Origin of the sequence: Xenorhabdus anantnagensis, assembly GCF_028598555.1 — a bacterium.
Lineage (GTDB): Bacteria > Pseudomonadota > Gammaproteobacteria > Enterobacterales > Enterobacteriaceae > Xenorhabdus > Xenorhabdus anantnagensis.
Genome location: NZ_JAQRFN010000001.1, coordinates 342,790 through 366,216, shown reverse-complemented (window position 1 = coordinate 366,216; position 23,427 = coordinate 342,790). Strand labels below are relative to the sequence as shown.

General features: G+C 41.5%; 22 protein-coding genes. 10 read left to right on the top strand and 12 right to left on the bottom strand.

Annotation, left to right across the window (positions count from 1 at the left end):
- Positions 1 to 59: 59 nt before the first annotated feature.
- The 5 genes from ppx to purM all read right to left on the bottom strand — a co-directional run bounded on the left by ppx (position 60) and on the right by purM (position 6,547).
- A complete protein-coding gene (ppx, locus tag PSI14_RS01430) occupies positions 60 to 1,592 on the bottom strand; it encodes an exopolyphosphatase (RefSeq protein WP_273574054.1) in 1,533 nt (510 codons plus the stop codon).
- A 3-nt stretch (positions 1,593 to 1,595) separates the two neighbouring features.
- On the bottom strand, positions 1,596 to 3,665 hold the full coding sequence (ppk1, locus tag PSI14_RS01425; protein WP_273574053.1) for a polyphosphate kinase 1: 2,070 nt from the start codon (positions 3,663 to 3,665) through the stop codon (positions 1,596 to 1,598).
- A 52-nt stretch (positions 3,666 to 3,717) separates the two neighbouring features.
- Positions 3,718 to 4,281 (bottom strand): spermidine N1-acetyltransferase, encoded by a 564-nt coding sequence (gene speG / locus PSI14_RS01420; RefSeq protein ID WP_273574052.1) that lies wholly within the window; start codon positions 4,279 to 4,281, stop codon positions 3,718 to 3,720.
- A gap of 399 nt (positions 4,282 to 4,680) precedes the next feature.
- A complete protein-coding gene (gene purN, locus PSI14_RS01415; protein WP_273574051.1) occupies positions 4,681 to 5,319 on the bottom strand; it encodes a phosphoribosylglycinamide formyltransferase in 639 nt (212 codons plus the stop codon).
- Positions 5,320 to 5,503: 184 nt separating this feature from the next.
- Positions 5,504 to 6,547, bottom strand: a complete 1,044-nt coding sequence (gene purM, locus PSI14_RS01410; RefSeq protein ID WP_273574050.1) for a phosphoribosylformylglycinamidine cyclo-ligase — start codon at positions 6,545 to 6,547, stop codon at positions 5,504 to 5,506.
- Between the two features lie 225 nt (positions 6,548 to 6,772).
- On the opposite strand from purM, the gene upp reads away from it, so the two are divergent.
- Entirely contained in the window at positions 6,773 to 7,399 is a 627-nt protein-coding gene (gene upp, locus PSI14_RS01405; protein WP_273574049.1) for a uracil phosphoribosyltransferase, read from the top strand.
- A 69-nt stretch (positions 7,400 to 7,468) separates the two neighbouring features.
- On the top strand, positions 7,469 to 8,779 hold the full coding sequence (uraA, locus tag PSI14_RS01400; RefSeq protein WP_273574048.1) for a uracil permease: 1,311 nt from the start codon (positions 7,469 to 7,471) through the stop codon (positions 8,777 to 8,779).
- A 59-nt stretch (positions 8,780 to 8,838) separates the two neighbouring features.
- On the opposite strand, the gene PSI14_RS01395 is transcribed toward uraA, so the two are convergent.
- On the bottom strand, positions 8,839 to 9,834 hold the full coding sequence (locus tag PSI14_RS01395) for a hypothetical protein (protein ID WP_273574047.1): 996 nt from the start codon (positions 9,832 to 9,834) through the stop codon (positions 8,839 to 8,841).
- Positions 9,835 to 10,233: 399 nt separating this feature from the next.
- On the opposite strand from PSI14_RS01395, the gene hda reads away from it, so the two are divergent.
- On the top strand, positions 10,234 to 10,941 hold the full coding sequence (gene hda, locus PSI14_RS01390) for a DnaA inactivator Hda (protein ID WP_175485901.1): 708 nt from the start codon (positions 10,234 to 10,236) through the stop codon (positions 10,939 to 10,941).
- Positions 10,942 to 11,033: 92 nt separating this feature from the next.
- Here the strand turns inward: hda and arsC are convergent, their stop codons facing one another.
- Together arsC and bepA are read right to left on the bottom strand one after the other, a co-directional pair.
- Positions 11,034 to 11,390, bottom strand: a complete 357-nt coding sequence (gene arsC, locus PSI14_RS01385) for an arsenate reductase (glutaredoxin) (RefSeq protein WP_273574046.1) — start codon at positions 11,388 to 11,390, stop codon at positions 11,034 to 11,036.
- Positions 11,391 to 11,401: 11 nt separating this feature from the next.
- Entirely contained in the window at positions 11,402 to 12,865 is a 1,464-nt protein-coding gene (bepA, locus tag PSI14_RS01380) for a beta-barrel assembly-enhancing protease (RefSeq protein ID WP_273574045.1), read from the bottom strand.
- A gap of 146 nt (positions 12,866 to 13,011) precedes the next feature.
- On the opposite strand from bepA, the gene PSI14_RS01375 reads away from it, so the two are divergent.
- Entirely contained in the window at positions 13,012 to 14,076 is a 1,065-nt protein-coding gene (locus tag PSI14_RS01375; protein ID WP_273574044.1) for an AI-2E family transporter, read from the top strand.
- Between the two features lie 232 nt (positions 14,077 to 14,308).
- On the opposite strand, the gene bcp is transcribed toward PSI14_RS01375, so the two are convergent.
- Positions 14,309 to 14,776: a thioredoxin-dependent thiol peroxidase gene (bcp, locus tag PSI14_RS01370; RefSeq protein WP_273574102.1), complete on the bottom strand. Its 468-nt coding sequence runs from the start codon at positions 14,774 to 14,776 to the stop codon at positions 14,309 to 14,311.
- A 382-nt stretch (positions 14,777 to 15,158) separates the two neighbouring features.
- Between bcp and PSI14_RS01365 the strand changes: the two genes are divergently transcribed.
- Positions 15,159 to 15,887 (top strand): DUF2829 domain-containing protein, encoded by a 729-nt coding sequence (locus PSI14_RS01365; protein ID WP_273574043.1) that lies wholly within the window; start codon positions 15,159 to 15,161, stop codon positions 15,885 to 15,887.
- A gap of 120 nt (positions 15,888 to 16,007) precedes the next feature.
- On the opposite strand, the gene PSI14_RS01360 is transcribed toward PSI14_RS01365, so the two are convergent.
- Positions 16,008 to 16,589, bottom strand: coding sequence for a glycine cleavage system transcriptional repressor (locus tag PSI14_RS01360; RefSeq protein ID WP_273574042.1), 582 nt, complete (start codon positions 16,587 to 16,589; stop codon positions 16,008 to 16,010).
- 251 nt (positions 16,590 to 16,840) lie between these two features.
- On the opposite strand from PSI14_RS01360, the gene dapA reads away from it, so the two are divergent.
- From dapA to purC, 3 genes are all read left to right on the top strand, one after another.
- Entirely contained in the window at positions 16,841 to 17,740 is a 900-nt protein-coding gene (gene dapA / locus PSI14_RS01355) for a 4-hydroxy-tetrahydrodipicolinate synthase (RefSeq protein ID WP_273574041.1), read from the top strand.
- Between the two features lie 17 nt (positions 17,741 to 17,757).
- Positions 17,758 to 18,804 carry an outer membrane protein assembly factor BamC gene (bamC, locus tag PSI14_RS01350; protein WP_273574040.1) on the top strand — a complete coding sequence of 349 codons (1,047 nt, stop codon included), beginning with the start codon at positions 17,758 to 17,760 and terminating at the stop codon, positions 18,802 to 18,804.
- A 91-nt stretch (positions 18,805 to 18,895) separates the two neighbouring features.
- A complete protein-coding gene (purC, locus tag PSI14_RS01345) occupies positions 18,896 to 19,609 on the top strand; it encodes a phosphoribosylaminoimidazolesuccinocarboxamide synthase (protein WP_273574039.1) in 714 nt (237 codons plus the stop codon).
- A 126-nt stretch (positions 19,610 to 19,735) separates the two neighbouring features.
- Here purC and PSI14_RS01340 read toward each other — a convergent pair whose 3' ends face one another.
- Positions 19,736 to 20,089, bottom strand: a complete 354-nt coding sequence (locus PSI14_RS01340; RefSeq protein WP_273574038.1) for a hypothetical protein — start codon at positions 20,087 to 20,089, stop codon at positions 19,736 to 19,738.
- Positions 20,090 to 20,569: 480 nt separating this feature from the next.
- On the opposite strand from PSI14_RS01340, the gene PSI14_RS01335 reads away from it, so the two are divergent.
- Complete coding sequence (locus tag PSI14_RS01335; protein ID WP_273556170.1) at positions 20,570 to 21,022, top strand: DUF441 domain-containing protein; 453 nt, start codon at positions 20,570 to 20,572, stop codon at positions 21,020 to 21,022.
- A 35-nt stretch (positions 21,023 to 21,057) separates the two neighbouring features.
- Entirely contained in the window at positions 21,058 to 23,253 is a 2,196-nt protein-coding gene (locus PSI14_RS01330; protein WP_273574101.1) for a tRNA(Met) cytidine acetyltransferase TmcA, read from the top strand.
- Here PSI14_RS01330 and PSI14_RS01325 read toward each other — a convergent pair.
- A complete protein-coding gene (locus tag PSI14_RS01325; RefSeq protein WP_273574037.1) occupies positions 23,195 to 23,392 on the bottom strand; it encodes a YpfN family protein in 198 nt (65 codons plus the stop codon). The genes PSI14_RS01330 and PSI14_RS01325 overlap by 59 nt on opposite strands.
- Positions 23,393 to 23,427 lie beyond the last annotated feature (35 nt).

The window sequence follows — 23,427 nt, the reverse complement described above, 5'->3', positions numbered from 1 at the left end:
AACAGTATTAATTTTATAATTTGAACCGTTTTCTTGTTCTTTTTCATAACGCGATATCGTTAAGTCGATTCCTCTTCAATGTGTAATTTCCAGCCAGTCACGTCATGCCAGTAGCTTTGCTCTTTCTCCAGATCGAGCAACACGAGGGCATTCTGTGCTAAATAGTTTTTGGGCAGATAGAGTATCCAATGACCATGATCGGTTTCTAGTCTTAATGTATCCGGTGTTGTGGTAGATTGGCGTTGGTTGTTCAACAAGGTCGCCAATCGCAATATCTTGAGCATGGGAAGGTACTGTTTTTTCTTGTACAAATAGAAGCGGGGATGCTCATGCACTTTAACCGCTTTGCGGTGATAGCGAACCAGTGTTGCCAACAACGATTGTTGTTCTTGGTTGAATCCCGGCAGATCGGTATTTTGCAGGATATAAGCAGAATGCCGTTGCAAGCCACTCAGATTGATGCTTAAACCGACCTCATGCAGCATGGCTGCCCAAAGTAGAATTGACTCCAGTTGTGGATGTACTCGTTTGGAATTTTGTGTTGCCCATTGGCTATAAAGGTTTCTGGCGGTACACCAAACTCGGTCTGCCTGTTCCCGATCGATATTATAGTGTTCAGCAAGGCTTTTGGCGGTTCGCTGGCGAATATCCTGATGACGGAAACGATCCTCCATTTCGTAAAGTACACCTTCCCGCAATGCACCATGAGACAGGCGTAATTCCTGAATATTTAAAGCATCGAAAATACCGCACAATATTGCCAGCCCAGAAACAAAAGTTTGTTTGCGGTCATCGGATAATCCCGGCAATTCCAATGCAGTGAAATCTCTGTATTTCAGGACTCGTTCTACCAGCATGTTTAAGCGTTCTGGCGTAATCAGTCCATCTTTCTCATCCAATTCCATCAACAGTTCGTATACTGACTTGATAGTTCCCGATGCGCCCAAGGCAAAATCCCAGCTTTTTGTCCGAAATTGCCAGACGAGATTTTCCAGTTTTTGTGCCGCCTGAAGCCGCGCCCGGCGAAAGTTATGTTCATTAATCACACCATCCGGGAAAAATTGACGGGCAAAACTGACACAGCCCATACGGCGGCTTTCAATCAGTAGAGGTTCGAAGTCTTCACCGATAACCAATTCAGTGGAACCTCCACCAATATCAATGACCAGCTTCCGGCCTTTTTCTGGTTGTGTATGCTCAACGCCCATAAAAATCAGACGGGCTTCTTCATGACCTGAGATGATTTCAATTGGATAGGGGATAACTTCTTTTGCCCGTTTCAAAAATTCTTGTACATTGGCAGCTTCACGTAAGCTATGTGTTCCCACTAAACAGACATTATTGGCGGAAAAACCCTGCAATCGTTCTGCAAATAGAGAAAGACAATTTAGGCCACGATTTATGGCTTCTTCGCTTAATTCATTTTTACTGTTTAAACCATCGGCAAGATAAACCCGCTTCTTTAAACGTCCAATAACCTGTAGTGCGCCGTTAACAATACGGGCGATTACCATGTGGAAGCTATTGGAACCCAAATCAATAGTGGCAATTTCTTGGGGTTTGGGCATCGGGGTGTCGTGTTTTAACGGCATAAATCAGGCCCTTGGTTCCGGTTGTTCGAGGTTTTTCAAATAATCATAAACAGCAAGCTGCGCGCGGATTTTACGCTTATTTCCTCGTGGAACATAGTGATTACTCAATTCCTTATCAATATATCGTGCTTTGACAGTATCATTGAACTGCAATTCAAGGATATCCATAACCTGTTGTTTCAGAAGGGGATCGAGCAGACAAACCGCCACTTCAATGCGATGGTCAATGTTGCGGGTCATCCAGTCAGCCGAGGAAAGGAAAACTTTTTCATCGCCTTTGTTGGTGAAAACATAAACGCGATCGTGTTCCAGAAAACGATCCACAATACTGGTGACTTGAATGTTTTCACTAAAGCCGGATTGATTGGGAACCAAAGAGCACATGCCACGTACAAGAATGCGGATTTTGACACCAACTTCGGAGGCATCATATAGGCGATCCACCAATTCATTATCTACAAGGTTGTTGACTTTCAGAGTGATCCCCGCCAATTCACCGGCCTGTGCATTCTCGATTTCCTGAGTAATCAGTCGATTGAGCATGCCGCGTGAATTTTGGGGTGATACCATTAAATTATTAAATGTGACAGGTCGATAAGGATTTTCAATAAAATTAAATACCCGACGAACTTCATTAGTGACTTCGGGGTTGGCAGTCAGCAGAGAATAATCGGTATAGAGGCGTGCTGTTTTTTCGTTGAAATTCCCCGTACCTATATGAGCGTAACGAATAATTTCTTCGCCTTCCAGCCGCGAAATAATGAAGAGTTTTGCGTGAATTTTCAGGCCCAGGGCGGAGAAAATAACATGTACTCCCGCTTCAGTGAGGCGTTTTGCCCAATGGATATTAGCTTCTTCGTCAAAACGTGCTTGTAATTCCACCACAACGGTCACTTTCTTGCCGTTATGTGCCGCATGAATCATGGAATCAATAATGCGTGAGTCTTTTGCGACGCGGTAGATATTAATCTTGATCGAAAGCACGCTGGGATCGAAAGATGCCTGACGCAGTAATTCCAGCACATGTTCGAACGTGTGGTAAGGGTAATAAAGCAGGACATCCCTTTCACGGATAGCGTCGAATCCGTTGCGGAAATGGTCAAACCAAGTATGGCGCAGCCGCGGTATGGGTTTGTTCAGAAGGTTCCGGTTTCCTTCATTGGGAAATTTGATGAAATCTTTAAAGTTATGATAGCGACCACCTGCAATTACAGAGTCATCATTCGATAACCCCAGCTTGCTGCGTAGCAGTTCCACCATTTCATCAGGCATATCACGCTGATAGACAAACCGTACAGGCTCCGCAGTCAGTCTTTGCTTCAATGTGGAAGACATCAGTTCCAGCAGACTGGATTCCATTTCTGTTGCAAGGTCATATTCGGAATCGCGGGTCATTTTCATCGAGTAGACGTTCAAAGTATCATAATCGAAGAATCCCTTGAAAATTTCATCCAGTGTGTAACGCAGAATATTATCAAGCAATATCATTGATTTGCGTTTTTTTGGCATCTCTGGGGGGAGATTGACGAAACGCGGGACTTTATCGGATGGAATTTCCAACAAAGCATATTGCGTTTCTTGCCCCCGGATAATTTCAACAGCCAAATAGGTATAATCATCCTTTAAAAACTCAACTAAATTGGTTTCTGAATTGATGACAATTGGTGTTATGTGTGGCCGTAAATGCTGACGAAAATATTGCCGCAGCCAGATTTGTTGATTTGGAGATATCTGACGTTCGTTGATCAAGAAAATTTGATTACGTGCCATTTCCAGCAGCAGGTCGTTATAGAGGGCATCGAATTCCTGATCGATTTTGACAACCTTAGCCTGAATTTTTCTCAATAATTGACGGGCACCAGTGGCGGACCCCCGCTCTTCACTGATAAGAATGCGTCGCTTTACATCGGCAAAACGAACTTTATAAAACTCATCCAAATTATTGGAGTAGATCCCTAAAAACCTCATTCTTTCAATCAGCGGGTTACTTTTGTCAGCCGCTTCCTGAAGTACACGCTCGTTGAAAGAGAGCCAGCTGAGTTCTTTTTCGGTATAAAGGCGATCGTGGGACATTACTACTCCTTACTGCTCCATTTGGTTTTCCATCTGGCTTGATGGTTAGCGTTTAATGAGCCGGCGTGCTGGTCTGAGCTTCACGGGCTTTATTGGCGAAATAGTGGTGTTGGAAAGTACACATTCTAATAGCTGTATGATAAGAGCCGTTTACAAAAAATTCATCGATTAATTCGCCTTCAATATGGAATCCCAATTTATTGTATATGTGAATTGCTTTCGTGTTCTCTTTATCAACGATCAAATATAGTTTGTAAAGATTCAAAACAGCAAAAGCGTATTCCATCGCCAGTTTGGCGGCTACTGTTGCATAGCCTTGTCCTTGATAGGCTGGGGCGATAATAATCTGGAATTCAGCACGACGGTGGACATAATCAATCTCGACTAATTCCACCAGCCCAACTTTGGAGTTCAGGCTTTCGATGATAAAGCGGCGCTCATTTTGATCATGAATATGCTTGTCATAGAGGTCGCATAATTCAACAAAGGCTTCATAAGGCTCTTCAAACCAATAACGCATGACACTGGCATTATTATCAAGTTGATGAACAAAATGGAGATCTTCCCGCTCAAGGGGCCGCAAGTTTACAGATAGGTTTTCTACACCATTGGACATTGGATACCTCAGTGTTTTTTAATGGGTTGTATGAATTGAAACCATGCTTACACCTTTCAGATTTCAAGTCGCCGCTTTGTTGGCTATACCCACTTGTCCAAGCCATATAACTCGCTATGCTCCCAGAAGTTTGTTCTCTCACCACTGCGTATCAAATTGAAATCTATTGGGTATAAATATATTTGATATTAAATAATGTTCGAATAAATAATTATTGCTAGATTTATTTTTAGATTGATAAACAACCAATTCTCTCGTGCATAAAAATAAATCAATCCAAAATAGCAACTTACAATAAAGTATCACTGAAGCATAGCACTTATAAAACTTAGCACTTAAAAAAATACGCTAATAAAATCAGTGAACAGAAAGCTGTAAGTTGAAATCTGCTAGCATAGATTATTCCGACGCGTAACCTTGTGGTGGCAGAACCTTGCCATCCATTATTGCTGTATTGCCTTCCATTGCCAAACGCTGATCTAAAAACCAGCCGATGACCAAAGGATAAATATTGTGTTCTTGGGTTTGTACACGTCCGATAACATCTTCTTCTTTATCTCCCGCAAAAATCGGCACCTTAGCTTGTAAAATAATGGGACCACCATCTAATTCTTCAGTTACGAAATGGATAGAGGTGCCATGTTCTTTATCGCCGTTTTCAATGGCTTTCTGATGGGTATGCAGGCCGGGGTATTTGGGTAAAAGAGAAGGGTGGATATTGAGCAGGCGTCCATAATAGTGCTGTACAAATTCGGGCGATAAAATTCTCATATAACCGGCTAAAACCACTAAATCTGGATCATATTGATCAATGGCTTTGAATAGGGCGATATCATAACTTGTACGATCCGCATAGACCTTCGGATTGATAAAACGGGCAGGGATATCTGTCTGTTCAGCACGTTGCAGACCATAGGCATCAGCATTATTACTGAAAACCGCAGCAATACGTCCATTAATTCGATTTTGTTGGCAGGCGTCTATGATAGATTGAAGATTACTACCATTACCGGATACTAAAACGACAATTTTTTTCATGATTTGTTTTCGCTGAATGGTTATTTTAACGAGTGGTTTTTTTAACGAATGTTTTTTAACAAATATTTTTTAACAAATAGTTTTTTTCACTGCAACTTGAAAGCCATAAGATATATCTTTTTCAGGCTACAGCTTGATTGGCTGTAACCTGAAATCAATTGGGCAGAATATTTATTTGTTAATTTTATCTTGTAATAACGACAGGTTGTTCATCAGCACGGAGTTCAGCAATTGTACCGATTTGCCAGGCATTTTCGCCCGATGCTTGCAGATATGAAATTGCCTGTTTTGCCTGAGATTGTGGAAGGGCGATTATCATACCAACCCCGCAGTTAAATGTGCGGTACATTTCATGCTCGCTGACATTACCTGCTTGCTGTAACCAGGTAAAAATTGCTGGCCACTGCCAACTGTCGGCACTGATTCTGGCCTGCATGTTTTCTGGCAGAACACGGGGAATATTTTCCCAGAAGCCACCACCAGTCAGATGCGAAATCGCATGGACCTCAACTTTTTCGATCAGTTCAAGGACTGATTTAACGTAAATTTGGGTTGGGGCAAGTAAATGGTCTGCGAGTGGTTTTCCTTCGAGCTGGGTCGTCTCTGGATCTGCCTGACTCACCTCAAGGATTTTACGGATCAGGGAGTAGCCGTTGGAGTGTGGTCCACTGGATGCTAGTGCAATCAGAGCATCACCAGCTTGCACCTGACTGCCATCAATAATTTCTGATTTTTCGACAACACCGACGCAAAAACCAGCGACATCATAATCTTCACCGTGATACATACCGGGCATTTCTGCTGTTTCACCACCGACCAATGCACAGCCTGCTTGTTTACAGCCTTCTGCTATCCCTGTAATGACACTGGCGGCTGTGTCGACATCCAGTTTGCCGGTGGCATAGTAATCAAGGAAGAAAAGAGGTTCGGCTCCCTGAACAACCAGATCATTGACACACATGGCAACCAAATCAATGCCGATGGTATCATGGCGCTGTAAGTCCATGGCCAGACGCAGCTTAGTACCAACGCCATCTGTACCGGAAACCAATATCGGTTCACGATATTTCTGTGGCAGGGCACATAATGCACCGAAACCACCTAATCCTCCCATCACTTCGGGGCGACGGGTCTGTTTTACGACACCTTTGATACGATTGACTAAGGCATTGCCAGCATCAATATCGACACCAGCATCTTTATAGCTAAGAGAGGTTTTGTTGGTCACTGCGTAGCTCCCAGGCGGTTGCATTTTTATGAATAAAACAGAACGGTGACAATTCTAACAGCCTAAGCAAACGTTTGCGATAGCTTTGTATAGGTTTCCTGCCGGAGCAGAATAGAAGAAAACGACTCGTGATTGATAAAAATCAATAGATTGGTAGTGGCTTGACGTTGAAAAGACGGTATAATCCCGCGATTTTTTATCTGCTGGCTATATTAGGAGAACCCCATGAAGATCGTTGAGGTTAAACACCCACTGGTTAGACATAAGCTTGGCTTGATGCGAGATCATGATATAAGCACCAAACGCTTTCGTGAACTGGCCTCAGAGGTGGGTAGTCTTCTGACATATGAAGCAACTGCTGATTTAGATGTTGAAAAAGTGACCATTGATGGCTGGTGTGGTCCGGTAGAAGTAGACCAAATTAAAGGGAAGAAAATTACAGTAGTACCTATCCTGCGTGCGGGCTTGGGCATGATGGATGGCGTACTGGAAAATATCCCTAGTGCGCGAATCAGTGTGGTTGGTGTGTATCGTGATGAAGAAACACTTGAGCCTGTGCCCTATTTTCAGAAATTAGTTTCTGACATTAATGAACGCATGGCATTGGTTGTTGATCCGATGTTGGCGACCGGTGGCTCCATGATTGCCACCATTGATTTGCTGAAAAAAGCGGGATGTCCTGTCATTAAGGTGCTGGTTTTGGTTGCTGCGCCGGAAGGGATTGCTGCACTAGAGAAAGCTCACCCTGATGTTGAATTGTATACCGCCTCAATTGATGAATATCTCAATGAACATGGATATATCGTCCCCGGCTTAGGGGATGCAGGTGATAAAATATTTGGTACTAAATAACATTTATAGCCGGCTGAAAAGTCGGCTTTTTTTTGGTTTCTAGCAAAATAATATAAGAGGATATCAATAATGACCCGTCGGACCATTGGGGTAGATGAAAAACCGCCTCTGGCACAAACTATCCCTTTAAGTTTACAACATCTATTTGCCATGTTTGGTGCAACCGTTTTGGTTCCCATTTTGTTTAAAGTTAATCCCGCGACGATTTTGTTGTTCAACGGCATTGGAACATTGCTGTATTTGGTGATTTGTAAAGGAAAGATCCCGGCTTACTTAGGTTCCAGTTTTGCTTTTATCTCGCCTGTATTGTTGTTGCTGCCTTTGGGATATGAGTTGGCATTGGGTGGATTTATTATCTGTGGTTTGTTGTTTTGTCTGGTTGCCCTGATTGTAAAAGTTGCGGGAAGGGGATGGATCAATGCGATGTTTCCGCCTGCCGCGATGGGAGCTATTGTTGCAGTGATTGGGCTGGAGCTGGCAGGGGTTGCTGCTGATATGGCGGGTTTGCGTCCAGTGGCAGGCACTGAGGTCAATACGACCAACCTGACCATATCTATGGTAACGCTGGGCGTAACGATCTTTGGTTCAGTCATGTTCCGTGGTTTTATGGCGATTATCCCGATTCTGATTGGTGTTTTGGCGGGTTATGCGTTGTCATTCTTCATGGGAGTTGTAGATTTAACTCCAGTACGTGAAGCCCCGTGGTTTGCACTGCCGACATTCTATACTCCACGTTTTGAATGGTTTGCTATCATGACAATTTTACCTGCGGCGCTGGTGGTCATTGCGGAGCATGTTGGCCACTTGGTAGTGACGGCAAATATTGTGCAGAAAGATTTATTGAAAAATCCGGGCCTGCATCGCTCAATGTTTGCGAATGGTTTTTCAACGATGATTTCGGGTTTCTTTGGTTCAACACCCAACACGACTTATGGTGAGAATATTGGTGTTATGGCGCTTACCCGTGTGTATAGCACGTGGGTGATTGGCGGTGCTGCGGTGATTGCAATATTGCTTTCCTGTGTCGGTAAATTGGCCGCGGCAATTCAAATGATCCCTGTTCCTGTTATGGGAGGCGTTTCCCTGCTGCTATATGGCGTGATTGGTGCATCAGGTATCCGAGTTTTGATTGATTCGAAAGTTGATTACAGCAAGGCGCAGAATTTGATTCTGACTTCTGTTATTTTGATTATTGGTGTCAGTGGAGCGAAAATTCAGATTGGTGCAGCAGAATTGAAGGGTATGGCACTTGCCACGGTTGTAGGCATTGGCCTGAGTCTGCTTTTCAAATTGATCAGTATTATTCGTCCAGAAGAGCAATATATTAACTCGTCTCTGGAATCGATTGAAGATAACAAAAAGCGTGAAGCAATAGAATAAATTACGTTAGTCAAATTGATAAGAAAGGGCTTTAAAATAATGCCCTTTCTATTTTAAAATTAATCAGATAGTTTAACATCTTTTTTTAAGGCTATCTTAGTTAATCCACTATATATACGTGCTTTTTCTCTTAGTTTATCGGCTGTGATATCAGATAAGTTATTGCAGTAAGGAAGATTTAAAGAACTATTTCTATTTAAATTGCGCAACCTTTGTGGTTTGATAACTGGGCTATTGATTTCGCTAATGTTATAAGGGACTATTTTATCATCTCTTGTCAATATAGTAATATTTCCATCTTGATCAAAAAAAGCCAATTCTACTACACGAAATTTTGAATTTTGGTTAATTGCATTGTATGTTACTGGTTTTAAAGGGGAAAATAAATTATTATATCTTCCTGTGTCAGCTATTTTTTCTCTAATGCTTTTATTTGTTACAAAGCAGTTGCTATTATACCACTCGAGCATTTTACTTTGCCATTTAAAGTGATAAGTTTTTCCTTTACAAATAATATCTGCCCAAGGATCACATATCCATGATTCTGATTGAATAGATGATAGTGCTTCTTTCATCTGTTCTGAACTAATTTTATCTTCCATATGATATATATTTATAAAAATGTGATCGTGAGGTTCCTGAGCCTCATACATAGTTATGTATATTATTTTTTTCGGATCGGGATCTAAATTTTTATAATAATTAAAAATTTCGAGAGAATAATTCTTGATCAAGTAATGAAAAGCATAAGTAGAAAGTTCATCACAATTTCCAACGAGATTGGTTTTGAATTTATTCTCAGTAAAATATTTATAGCATTGAGGAATGCTTTCTGAGCCATTTTGACTATAAATCTGCTTTTCTTTTATACGTAAATTACTAATTTTCTCTTCTTTTTGTTCAATGGTATTTATTAGTTTATGTACGATAGGAGATTCATTCTCACCAACTTTATCAATTTTTTTGGTTTCAAAATAAAACCTGTTGGATGAGCCACCTATAAAAACACTTTGAGTTTTTTTTATCACATTGCGTAATATTGTTTCCATTAACATGTTAACCTCCAATGAAAATAATTTAAGATTGATAAGTTAAAATCTTTAGTCATGTAGCGTATTTTTACTATTGGTAATATTGACTATTGGTAGTGTAGGGTTATCAGATATAAGAACTTTTTTCTCTGGAGTGGACTATACCTAGCTTGCGGAGATAATGGGCTTTGTTTTGTTACAGCGGTATAGTTATGGAAAGCATGTTTTGATACTAACCTGAATGTTCATTATAATACCAGTCAAAAAAGTAAATTTTTACTATCCGATTGGTTGTGAATTACCCCCCATTTTATGGGGTGATGTGCCTCAATAATAACCTCCTGCTTTAAACAAAGCATTCGTTTCATTTATAGAGACCTTTTGTGGTAGACTTAGCGCTGTTCGTTATCCATTCTGTTTGAGGTGCTTCTGAATACACCGTCGCAGCTTTCATTGCCATTATATTTGCCCGATGATGAAACCTTTGCCAGTTTCTTTGCAGGTGAGAATACTTCCTTATTAGCTGCAATAAAATTGGCCATTAGCCATTCACACGGCAGTTATATCTATTTTTGGTCCCGCGATGGCGGGGGCAAGAGCCATTTGCTTCACGCAGCTTGTACCGAATTGTCCCAGCAGGAAGAAGCTGTAGGGTATGTACCACTGGATAAACGTGCCTATTTTGTTCCCGAAGTCCTTGATGGCATGGAACATTTATCATTAGTGTGCATCGACAATATTGAGTGTATTGCCGGTGATCAGGCATGGGAGATGGCTATTTTTAATCTTTACAACCGAATTGTAGAAATTGGCCGGACTTGCCTTTTGATCACAGGTGATCGTCCCCCGCGGCAAATTAACCTGACATTACCGGATCTAGCCTCCCGTTTGGATTGGGGGCAAATTTACAAATTACAGCCTTTGTCTGATGATGAGAAAATTCAGGCATTGCAACTACGGGCAAAATTACGGGGTTTTGAATTACCAGAAGATGTCGGGCGCTTTGTGTTGAAACGGCTCGATAGGGAAATGCAGACGTTGTTTAAAACTTTGGATGAACTTGATCGTGCTTCTATTGTGGCACAACGCAAACTGACTATTCCGTTTGTGAAAGATATCCTTGAGCTTTGAATGAAGAAAGCAGAAAGGAAATGAGATCAGGATAAAAAAGTGATAGAGAATATATTCCTATCACTTTTTTATTTATTTTCTCTGAAAAATATTTAGAACAGAATTTCTTTAACCTGCTCAGGGGGACGCCCCAAACGCGCCTTATCACCAACAACAACAATCGGGCGCTCTATTAATTTGGGGTTTTCCGTCATCACCTGAAGCAATGCTTCTTGAGATAATGTGGCATCACCAAGATTTAACTCTTTATATAGCTCTTCTTTGGTACGCATCAATTGACGGGCATCGCTGAAACCGAGTTGTTTCAATAACACGGCAAGTTGTTCTACTGTAGGTGGCGTATCGAGATAGTGAATGATTTCTGGCGCGATGCCGAGTTCTTCAACCAATTTAAGTGTTTCACGGCTCTTTGAGCAGCGGGGATTATGGTAGAAAGTAACTTGTTGCATGTAAAAATCCTTCATTTTTTATATTGGTTATAACTTTGTTGCAGTTGGCGCAATTGATCAATGCGGGCATCATACCGCTTTTGGGCATAACTACCCAATTTTGCCAATGCACTGGCCTCGCTAAGTTGCGTTATAGCTAAGTCAAATTGACCTTTTAATGCCATGATTTCTGCTTGGGCGGCGAGTGCCTCATCGCGTTTTCCTTGTTTTCCGGCCGTGTTTCTTAACAGTTCCCATCCATTGAGATCGTCTGGATGATTGAAGGTATAACGAAACAGAAGTTGTGATGCCTGAGAATATTTTTTGTCCATAAAATAGGCATTGGCGAGGTTAATTTGCAATATTGGATTATTTTTCTGCTTTTTGAGGGTGTCCTGCAATCGATTGATGGCACTGGTATACTGTTTTTGCTCGATATCAATATCAGTCATTGCATCAATAAACCAAATGTTATCCGGTTGTTTATCCAGCAATGGAGAAAGTATTGTTCTGGCCTCAGTATACTTTTCATCCTTAGAAAGCAAAATAGCCTGTCCATAGGCAGCAGCAAGCTGTTCTTTGGCGGTTCCTTGGCTATATTTTTTTAATAACTCGTCAATATAAGGACGTTGATCGGTCGAATACATTGTTAAAATACGGACACGGGCGAACAGAAAATCTTGCGACTCAGGAACGACTTTAGCTGAATATTGATTTGCCCTATTGCGAGCATCAGCCAAACGGCTGTCAGGTAATGGATGGGTGTATAGCATTTCCGGTAGCGTGGAGTTATAGCGGGATTGATCTGCCAGTATCTGCATAAAGTTAGGCATACCGCGCGGGTCAAATCCTGCTCGACTGAGCGTTCGCATTCCAATACGATCAGCTTCTTGCTCATTCGATTGAGTAAAACTGATCATGCCCTGTTGGAAACCGGCGAGTGTACCACTGAGTGCGGCCATGCCTGCCTGTGGATTGGCCATTATAAGCAAGATAGAACCCAGCGTGCCAGCCCATGCCAGAGGGCTGGTACGTTTTTGTTCTTCTATCAATCGTGCTAAATGCCGTTGTGTAACATGGGAAATTTCATGAGCCATGACAGATGCCAGCTCGCTTTCATTGCGACTATAGCGCAATAGAGCCGAGTGCAGAACAACGTTACCGCCGAAAAACGCATAGGCATTAATGTTAGGATTATTGATTAGATAGAAATGGAAGGGAGTTTTTACTGAATCGGCATGGCTGACTAATTTCTGACCTAGGTTATCAATGTACTGAGTCAGTAGTGGGTCATAAATCAAAGGTGCCTGAGCCCGTATTAAGCGTATATAAAAATCACCCATGGCCATTTCCTGATTGATGCTGAGGGTTGCCCCCGCTGTAGTGCCAATATCAGGTAATGAATCTTCAGCCGGGGCAGATAATACAGGTGTATGACCCAATAACAACAGGCTGATAAAGAGGGTTATCAGGGATTTTTTCGACGTTTTTTTCATAAAGCGATTCTCATAAAACAGTGTGCTCCGTTTTGGCTATCAATTTCATGAATACGTTGATGGTAAAAGGGTACCTTAAAATCGTTAATGATAATAAATTTTAGTGAAAAATAATCATTAGGAGTTATCTCTAAGGAGTTTTATTTATGTTGGATATGATCATGCAATGGTATCGTCGCCGTTTCACTGATCCACAAGTTGTTGCATTATCAGTTATTTTATTGGCTGGTTTTGGGATCATCTACTTTTTCAATGGGATTTTGGCACCTGTTCTTGCAGCTATTGTACTGGCTTATTTGTTGGAATGGCCCACGGTACAATTAGGAAGGTTGGGCTGTAGTCGTACACTCTCTGTTTCTATTGTATTAACAATTTTTATGGGAATCAGCGCGTTAATTATCTTGATTGTTGCCCCGACTGTCTGGCAGCAAGGTTTAAATTTAATTTCTGATCTCCCCAATATGATTAATCGGTTTAATGAGTATGCGCATACTTTACCTTCTCGTTATCCTGCGCTGGTTGATGCCGGTATTATTGATATGGTTGCTGATAATCTGCGTAGCAAACTCTCTTTAGCGGGTGAATCCGTTTTTAAGTTTTCGGTTGCTTCTTTGATTGGATTATTGACGCTGGCGATTTATCTGATCCTTGTTCCCTTGATGGTGTTCTTTCTATTAAAAGACAAAAAACAAATGGTGGTGGCATTACAGCGTATATTGCCACGTAACCGCAGTTTGGCAGGGAAAGTATGGCGCGAAATGAACCAGCAGATCACCAATTATATCCGCGGCAAAGTAACAGAAATGGTTATCTTGACTATCTGTACGTATGCTGTATTTGCTTTTTTTGGCTTGCATTATTCTTTGTTGCTTGCGGTTTTGGTCGGTTTATCTGTGCTCGTTCCTTATATCGGTACAGTACTTGTCACTATTCCAGTTATTGTTGTGGCTTTGTTTCAATGGGGGATTGGGGCTGATTTCTGGACTTTGTTTATCGCATATTTGGTAGTGCAGGGGTTAGATGGAAACCTTCTTGTGCCAATTTTGTTTTCGGAAGCCGTCAATCTTCATCCTCTTGTCATCATCCTTTCTGTGATTGTTTTTGGCGGGTTATGGGGATTCTGGGGCGTTTTCTTTGCTATTCCACTGGCTACTTTAATCAAAGCCGTCATCCACGTTTTGCCGGAAGAAAAATTTGAAGAAAAAGTATGATAAAAGTAACTGCTAATATTACAGAATCACAGATGATTATAGCCTTATCTTTTCAGCAACATCGCAAGCAGGGTTAATTGATATTCGCTTTCTGGTCGAATTGGGTTTCGTTGCGGAATTAAGTCGTGAGAATTAATCGTGAAAAGTAGCGAGTGAAAAAGTAAATAAGTTGCCGCCTGATGGTTGGAGCGGCAACTTGAAAGGCGAAGGATATATGGTGATAGACACAAGATTAATGTTCTTTCACATAATCCAGTACAATTTGATGATGATTGCTCGTTTTAAATTTATCAAAAACGTGTTCAACATCACCTTGCGGGTTAATCAAGAAACTGATGCGGTGAATGCCGTCATAGGTTTTTCCCATGAACTGCTTTTCTCCCCAAACACCAAATTGCTCGGCAACTTGATGGTTAACATCAGAAAGCAATGTGAAATTCAGCATCTCTTTTTCTACAAAGCGGGATAACTTTTCAGGTGCATCTGTGCTGATACCCAGCACTTCAACATTAACTCTTTTCAGTTCTTCCATCGTATCACGTAAGTTACATGCTTGAACTGTGCATCCTGGAGTCATTGCTTTGGGATAAAAATAAACTAAAACACGCTGCCCCTTGAAATCAGACAAATTGATGGTTTCGCCATCTTGGTCAGGAAGGCTGAATTGAGGTGCCTTATCACCGGCTTTCAATGGAGTCATCATTCATTCTCCGTTTAGTCGTTTTGATTTAAATGATTTATCGTTAATGCTGCTATATTCTTACATTAACATGGGTATGCATCACATGTTATACATGCATATGAAATTAAAGTTAAATTTTTTCTTCTTGCCTCATTGTATTCAATATTATTCATATGTATTTATCTTGTTTCACAATAAATATGTACATAGCAGTAAAATGTACATAGTAGCAAACTTTGAGCTTACCATTCAGGGAATCACTCATCATATATCAAATTATATGTCTTGCTACACGAGGGTATTTGATTGAAGCAATAATCTTACTTAAGTAAAATTTTTTGGTGGTTTAGCCGTAGGATGAAATTGCCTTGAACTTTAACAAATAATAAGTGAGGGATTTATGTCTGAAGTTAATAAGCCAGAAAATCAACAACCTGATCTCAAGTGCCCATTTGATCCAGACCAATTCAAAATTAAGATTGATGCTGTAGTGGCACCAATTGGCTCTTTTCCTTGGGCAATCATTCAAGTGTATTTAGGTAATCAGTTGTATCGTAGTGATTGGGAGGATTCTAACGAGTATATTCGCCTTGCCCCCAAGTCGGCGAATTTTTCGCCCCAAATTGAAAAGATCAATGAAAGTGGTGAATTTTCAATTTGGCAGCCAACTCAAGAAGATATGATGGCTTGTGATTGGAAATTTAACTGTATGCTGTCCTTTGATCTTACATCAGGAACCAGCAAGTTTAATCACGGTCAGGATTGGGGATATATAAGCGACGAGGGAGGATGGGTCAGTGGAAGTGAATCTCCTTTTGGAACTCTAAATATAATCTCAAATAAGACAGAAATTACAGATATTCTGGCATTCTATTGGAGTACGTATGATTGGTTGCATTTGATCGTATCTTCGAAAGAGAGCCATGAGAAGGTGGCAGGACTACTTACGAAAAGTATTCATGTGACCGTTGATAACACAATCTATCATCTTGGCGCTTCCTCACTTTTAAGTGGAGACAGCACCAACGATATATACACCGTTGCATATAGCAATAATGACTCACGAAAACTAGGTGAGATACTGAAACAAACAAATAAAACCAAGGCGTTTTGTATCAATTGGCGTTAATTCTGCTTACATCTTGAATGCAAAGCTGCGCTCCGGCGTGGCTTTTTCTTAAGAATCAGCCTCCAAATTGAAGGCTGAGTATCTTTCTTCTCTGTACATACCCATATGCATTCTTTGTTTTTATTTTTTATTTCGTTTTTGTTGTAATATTTCAACTTTTGAATGTTTTTGTACGCTAATGCTGCCTTGTGCATTTAATTCTGTACATAGGTGATGAAAGGTTTCTTTAAATATCGTGCCATTATCATCAGATGGGTTGTGGCCTGTAATTTGAATCTGCAAGCGAGCAGGGTGATTCCCATCGGCTGGTTGAGTTTTTGATACCAGTTCAGCGATATTAAAATCCTGGGCCGTGAATAAACTGGTAAAACGTTCAACAATGCCTGGTGAATCATCTACATCTACTTTTACGGTGATGGTCGAAGGAAATCTTTTCTGAACACCGCATCGTGTGCGTTTCATTACTATGAGTAGTTCAAGCTCTGCGCCCTTCTGTGGCAGGGTGGATTCGATCAAAGTAATGGCGTTCCAGCTACCAGATAGTAACATGATAAAAGTAAATTCTTCGCCAAACATTGCCAGACGGCTATCTTCAATATTACAACCGCATGTACTAACGAGGCGGGTGATGGTATTAACGATGCCGGGACGATCGGTACCCAGGGCTGTGATCACTAAAAAATGCTGTTCTGATGTTGGCAAAGCGATTTTCCTTTAATTTTAATAGATGTCTGCTGTGTATATTGTGTTTAAACATAAAAAATGATCAGGAGAAGGTCAATCGCATTTATTAAGGGAGTTTAGAGTATGATTATAATTTCTGTTTAATTGGCTACACTTGATATTAACAAAATTCATTGAAATCGCGTGCTTAAAGAGTTTTCTTCTGTATAACAAGAAAGTACCATGAACTTCTCATTTGCAGTTTAAGGTTTAACTAAGGGGAAATGGCAATGGTAAGCGAGCATTCTGGTTTTACAGGCAGTATAGTTGCATTGATAACTCCGATGGACTCAGCTGGTCAGATTGATAAGACTGGTTTGAAAAAATTAGTTGATTATCATATCGCCAGTGGTACATCTGCGATTGTGTCTGTTGGAACAACTGGCGAGTGCGCAACACTTAACCATGACGAACACGTTGATGTTGTACTGACAACATTGGAAATGGCTGATGGGCGCATTCCTGTGATTGCAGGAACAGGGGCGAATGCTACGGCGGAAGCTATTTCTCTGACCAACTGTTTTGAAAACACGGGTGTTGTGGGTTGCCTGTCAGTGACACCTTATTATAATAGACCATCGCAGGAAGGTTTATATTTGCACTATAAGGCAGTAGCTGAGAATACTGACTTACCACAAATTCTGTATAATGTGCCATCTCGTACCGGATGTGATTTATTGCCTCCGACTGTCGCACGTTTGGCGAAACTGAAAAATATTGTTGCGCTTAAGGAAGCGACAGGGAACTTAAGTCGTGTTAGTCAGATCCAAGAATTGGTTAATGATGAAAATTTCATTCTGCTGAGTGGTGATGATGCAAGTTTTGTCGATTTCATGCAGCTGGGTGGTAAAGGTGTTATTTCTGTAACCGCAAACGCTGCGGCGGCGGAAATGGCACAGGTGTGTGAATTGGCTAAGCAAGGTGAATTTTTGAAGGCTCGTGGCCTGAACAGCCGACTGATGGGATTGCATCATCAATTATTTGTTGAACCTAGCCCGACGCCAGTTAAATGGGCTTGCCGTCAATTGGGATTGATTGCCGATGATTCATTGCGTTTGCCAATGATTCCGCTAACGCAGGAAGGGCAAATTCCAGTTGGTAAGGCCTTGAAAATAGCTGGATTACTGTAAAATTTTAGGGAATTTTAATGGCAACATTATTGCAAAAATCGAAGGTCATGAAGATTGCTGGTCTATCATTGGTAGTTTTTTTGGCTGCCTGCTCCAGCGATCAGCGCTATAAACGTCAAGTCAGCGGGGATCAATCCTATCTTGACATGCCTCCACTGAAAACATTGAACATCCCTGCGGGAATGATATTACCACTGCAAAATGGCGAGTATAATATTCCGGCAACGGATTCAACAGGGGCAGTGGGAAAAGATTTGGATATACGTCCTCCATTGCAGGTTCTGCCGTTACTGACGGGTTCCCGCGTTGAAAATAGTGCTAACAGCAGTAAGTTGTTGCTTGAGAATACCCCGGAATACAGCAAATTATGGTCACAGATAAACAATCTGCTGGCAGAAAATGGGTATAAAATCAGCCATAAAGATGATTCTGCACAAACCGTGACGACTGATTGGATCACATGGCAACGGGCAGATGAAAATGTTCCTTATCAGGGACGTTACCGTATTTCGGTTACCCAACAAAGTTATCAAACAGTTCTGTCTGTTTCGAATGAAGGTTTGAAACATGGAGAAAAGGAAATTACCGCTCCAGCCGAAATCCAGCGTTACAATGTAATAATGCTTAATAAATTGGTCAGTGGCTTAAGCCTGCAACAGGAGGCTACGAGCCTGAGCAGCGCTAAAAGCTCAGGTGCATTGTCTTTACAAAGTGGCAGTGATAATACCGGGTTACCACAAATCATTGTGCGTGCGCCATACAACGTAGTTTGGAACAGATTGCCATACGTGTTGGAAAGCATTGGTATGCAAATCACGGATCGTACACGCTCCAAGGGAGCGATAGAAGTGACTTATAAAGGACGCAGTTCTTCTGATTGGAAAGCGTTGGGAGTAGAAGCGCCTTCTATCAGCGAAGGAAGCTATAAGTTGCAGGTGGGTGATTTGGATAACCGAAGCAGCCTACAGTTTATCAGTGAGAAAGGTAAGCCGCTGACTCAATCTGAAAATGATCAAATGCTGGCTGTGCTGGAAGCCGCATTTAGCCAATCCAAAGATAAGTAATATAGTAAAGGGGCCAAGGCCCCTTTATATTTTGGAAGCGTTTTTTGTTTAATTATTTACGTTTAAAGATGTCATATTTCTGGAGTATAAAATGCAGAAAAAAGCTGAGTTGTATCGTGGAAAGGCAAAAACAGTGTATGCTACTGACAATCCTGACTTGCTTGTACTGGAATTCCGTAATGATACATCAGCATTGGATGGTGAACGCATTGAACAGTTCGATCGCAAGGGAATGGTGAATAATAAATTCAATCATTTCATTATGAGCAAACTGGAAGAAGCGGGTATTCCGACGCAAATGGAACAACTGCTGTCAGATAATGAGTCCTTGGTGAAAAAACTTGATATGGTTCCTGTTGAGTGTGTTATTCGTAACCGTGCCGCAGGTTCTCTTGTCAAGCGTCTGGGAGTGGAAGAAGGGATGGTGCTTAATCCGCCGCTGTTTGATCTGTTTCTGAAAGACGATGCCAAACACGATCCTATGGTCAATGAATCCTACTGTGAGACATTTGGTTGGGTGAGCAAAGAGCATTTATCTGAAATGAAACGCCTGAGTTACAAAGCCAATGAAGTATTGAGCAAATTGTTTGATGATGCGGGTTTGATTCTGGTGGATTTTAAGTTGGAATTTGGCTTGTTCGAGGGCAAAGTCATATTGGGAGATGAATTTTCACCGGATGGTAGCCGCTTATGGGATAAACAGACGATGGATAAAATGGATAAAGATCGTTTTCGCCAAAGTCTCGGTGGTTTAATTGAAGCGTATGAGGAAGTTGCACGCCGTATTGGCGTTATTTTGGACTAATGACGCAAACGATTACTTAAAAAATATTGTTTAAAAAGTATTGTTTAAAAAGTATTGATTAAAATAAAAGGATGCCCGGCAATAAAAAGGGCATCCTATTTTCTTATTTTACGCGCTTAATCAACGTTAGAGCAGGGATTTGGTTATCTGTTTCCAGCCTTTCTGTTGCATACAGCCATGATAAGATTCTCTTCTGGAACCCTCATTAACATCCATCACATAGCTTTCGGTTACGGGAACATTCTGGCTGTAGTAACCATTTTTTCCGCATTGATCTTTATTTATACAAGGCTGTTGTACCATTTTCATTGTTGATCTCTGGGCTACTTCATTTTTTACAGGAAATTGTTGTAATGCTGACAGCTTGCACTCAACTTTTGCTTCACTGAAAGGGACAGGATTACTTGTTGCAGGTACCCATTGCGTGGTGCAACCTGCCAAGGAGAGGCAGATTATGATGGAGGACGTTAATTTTTTCATATTGCTTATACGAATGCATCTTGATTGCAAACTACTTCTGACAATCTTTCCGCAATTCACCCTGGTAAAAGTGTTGGTATTTATCAGCAAAGCGCAATAAGACTGGCTTGTTACTGACGCTATGGCTAAATTGCCATGTTGTGATGCTTTTTCTTATCAAGAAACAAGGTGCATCTTGATTTGTATGAATAATTATTTATCAATGTTATTACTTAAAGCAAGAGAGTTAACAAACTGCAAGCGGTCACACTGTTCACCCAATTTAGGTATGGTGATTGAAGTATAAGGAAGATCTATTCCATACCACTTTCATTACTGTTTGTTTTATATGTAGATATAATCATTCACCCACTGAATAAAATATTTTTCATTAAATACAAAAATTTTAAGTTATTATCCAGTCCGTGTCATAATTTATGTTGTCTGATTCAAAAATAATCAAACATTGTTTTTATAGTGTCTTATAGGAAATAAAAACTAATGAGTCATATTGATCCTACTTTACTTATTTTGCTTGTACTTGCAGGGCTTGGCATCATCAGCCATAACATGACAGTGACACTTGCCATGCTATTTCTGTTGGTTGTCCGTATCACGCCATTGAATCAGTTTTTCCCTTGGGTGGAAAAGTATGGCTTGACGATAGGTATCCTGATCCTGACTATCGGAGTTATGGCACCTATCGCCAGTGGGAAAATTTCCGCGCAGGAAATTTTTAGCTCTTTCTTAAACTGGAAATCCCTGTTGGCTATTGCTGTGGGTGTTCTTGTGTCATGGTTGGGCAGCCGTGGTGTTGCTTTAATGTCTAGTCAGCCTTCTACGGTTGCGGGGTTATTGGTTGGCACGGTGTTGGGTGTGGCGCTATTCAGGGGCGTACCCGTAGGCCCGCTGATTGCCGCTGGTCTTTTATCGATCATGATTGGTAAGTCGTGACTGTGCATAGCTCATGGATAGCATTGCAGGCACAGATGCAACAACAGGGACAGCGCCGTTTGGTTGTTTTAAGTGGTGATCCTCAATGGAGTGCATTGATCGTCAATCAGCTCACAAAACAGTTTCAAGGGGATTGGCTGACAGTTTCTGCTCATACATCGGGTGTTATAGATCCAACAAAAGCGATTGACCCAACCAAAGCGGTTAGTTTGCTTGGACGTGAATTTCTGCACGGTATCTTTGATGCAACCCTGGGGTTTAATGCTGAAGCACTGGCGATACTGGCTGGCACACTAAAAGCGGGAAGCTGGTTGGTGATGTGTGTACCCGCTTGGTCACAATGGGCAAAACAGCCTGATGAAGATAGTTTGCGCTGGAATGAATCAGTAGGTGACATTCCAACGCCTCATTTTATTTGGCATATTCAGCAGCAAATTCTCGCGTTTCCTGAAGTATTACTATGGCGTCAAGAAATACCTTTTCAGATGTCAGCGTTGCCTCAAACTGAAATGTGGCAGATGCCTGATGGGAACCCAACAGTCAGCCAACAATCTCTTCTTGAAGAATTGTTACAGGTTACACGAGGCGTTTGGGTGATTACTGCACCACGCGGGCGGGGTAAATCAGCTTTGGCAGGTATGTTGGTGCGACATTGGCAAGGTAAATGCTGGTTATGTGCCCCCGCAAAAATAACGACGGAAGTTATTCGACGCTATTCCGGTATCTTAGGGGATGCTGAGCAGAAATCTTTGGAACAAGAAACGCCTTTTTGGGCAGTAGACAATTTATTGAAATATTGCCGAGCGAAAAATGGTGGGCAAGAAAATCAAAGTGATGCTGATTGGTTATTGATTGACGAAGCCGCGGCGATCCCAACACCACAATTGGCAGAATTGATCCGCTATTTTCCACGAGTATTATTGACTTCGACGGTTCAAGGTTATGAAGGAACAGGGCGTGGTTTTTTGTTGAAACTTTGTGCCGCATTACCTGATTGTCATATTCGTGAATTGAAAACGCCCATGCGTTGGGCTGAAAATGATCCATTGGAAGCGTGGCTGGATAGTGCTTTGTTATTCAATGATAAACAGTTATTCAATGATGGGCAGTTATTTAATAATAAGCAGCGGGTTTATGACACACGGTTAAGTGAAGGGCGATCAAGTCAAGAACTTTTGAGTGAAAAATATCTGAGCGAAGAAAAGTTATCTTTTCATCCGATTCATCAGTCCGAATGGTTACAACATTCCACATTATTGCGTCAATTTTATGGATTATTAACCAGTGCGCATTATCGTACATCTCCTCTTGATTTGCGTCGATTAATGGATGGTAACGGGATGACATTCCAGGCTGCCATTACCCATTCTTCAGAGCATAAGCAACAATTGATAGGCGCTTTGTGGATGGTGGACGAAGGTGGTTTGTCACAGGCATTGGCACATGAGATATGGGCAGGGCGTCGGCGGCCAAGAGGAAATTTGGTGGCTCAATCCTTGGCAGCACATAGCGGTTTTCCGCAGGCTGCAATCTTGCGATCACAGCGAGTCAGTCGTATTGCTGTACAAGCCCAATATCGCCGCCGTGGTATCGCGCAACATTTGATAATCCAGCAATGCCGGAAAGCCAGTAAACAAAAGCTGGATTTTATTTCTGTCAGTTTTGGTTATACCGTTGATCTTTGGGCACTGTGGCAAAAATGTGGTTTTCGATTGGTCAGAATGGGAACCCATCGGGAAGCGAGCAGTGGTTGTTATACCGCGATGGCTGTCTTGCCGTTGAGTGAACAGGGGGAACGATTTGCCCAATCCGCACAACAGCGATTATCCAGAGATGCCAGCGGACTGGAATCGTTACTGGGTTTTGCCTTGCCAGTTGAGCATGGCAGTGACGAGAATCTTAATGCCAGTGATTGGCAGGAATTGGCTGGATTTGCATTTGCTCATCGCCCTTTGTCAGCGTCTTATTTTGCATTACAGAGATTACTGTTGATGAGTAATTTGGCTCTGCCTGCGTTGAGAAAACATCTTCAACAGCAACTAAGTATCGAACAATGTGTTAGTGATTTATCTTTGAGTGGCCGTAAGGCATTGCTGACACACTGGCGGGAAGAGGCAGCTGATGCATTGGCAAACATAGATAAAATGCTTGCCAATCACTGGAGAAACTGGGTTATTTCTTGCGATTCTTCTGCGACCAATCATCCTCATCATCATCCCATTGGTCGTTAAGATCTCGATGCGGGGGCAATTCACGTTTGTTATCCAAGAAAGATTTTGGATCGACGCGATTTAGCGCTTTTACCGCATTAATGATAATGCCGATGAGCACTAACAGAACAATCCACCAATAATCTATTAACCAATGCATGGTATTTTCCTCGACATAATATTTTCCTTGGAATG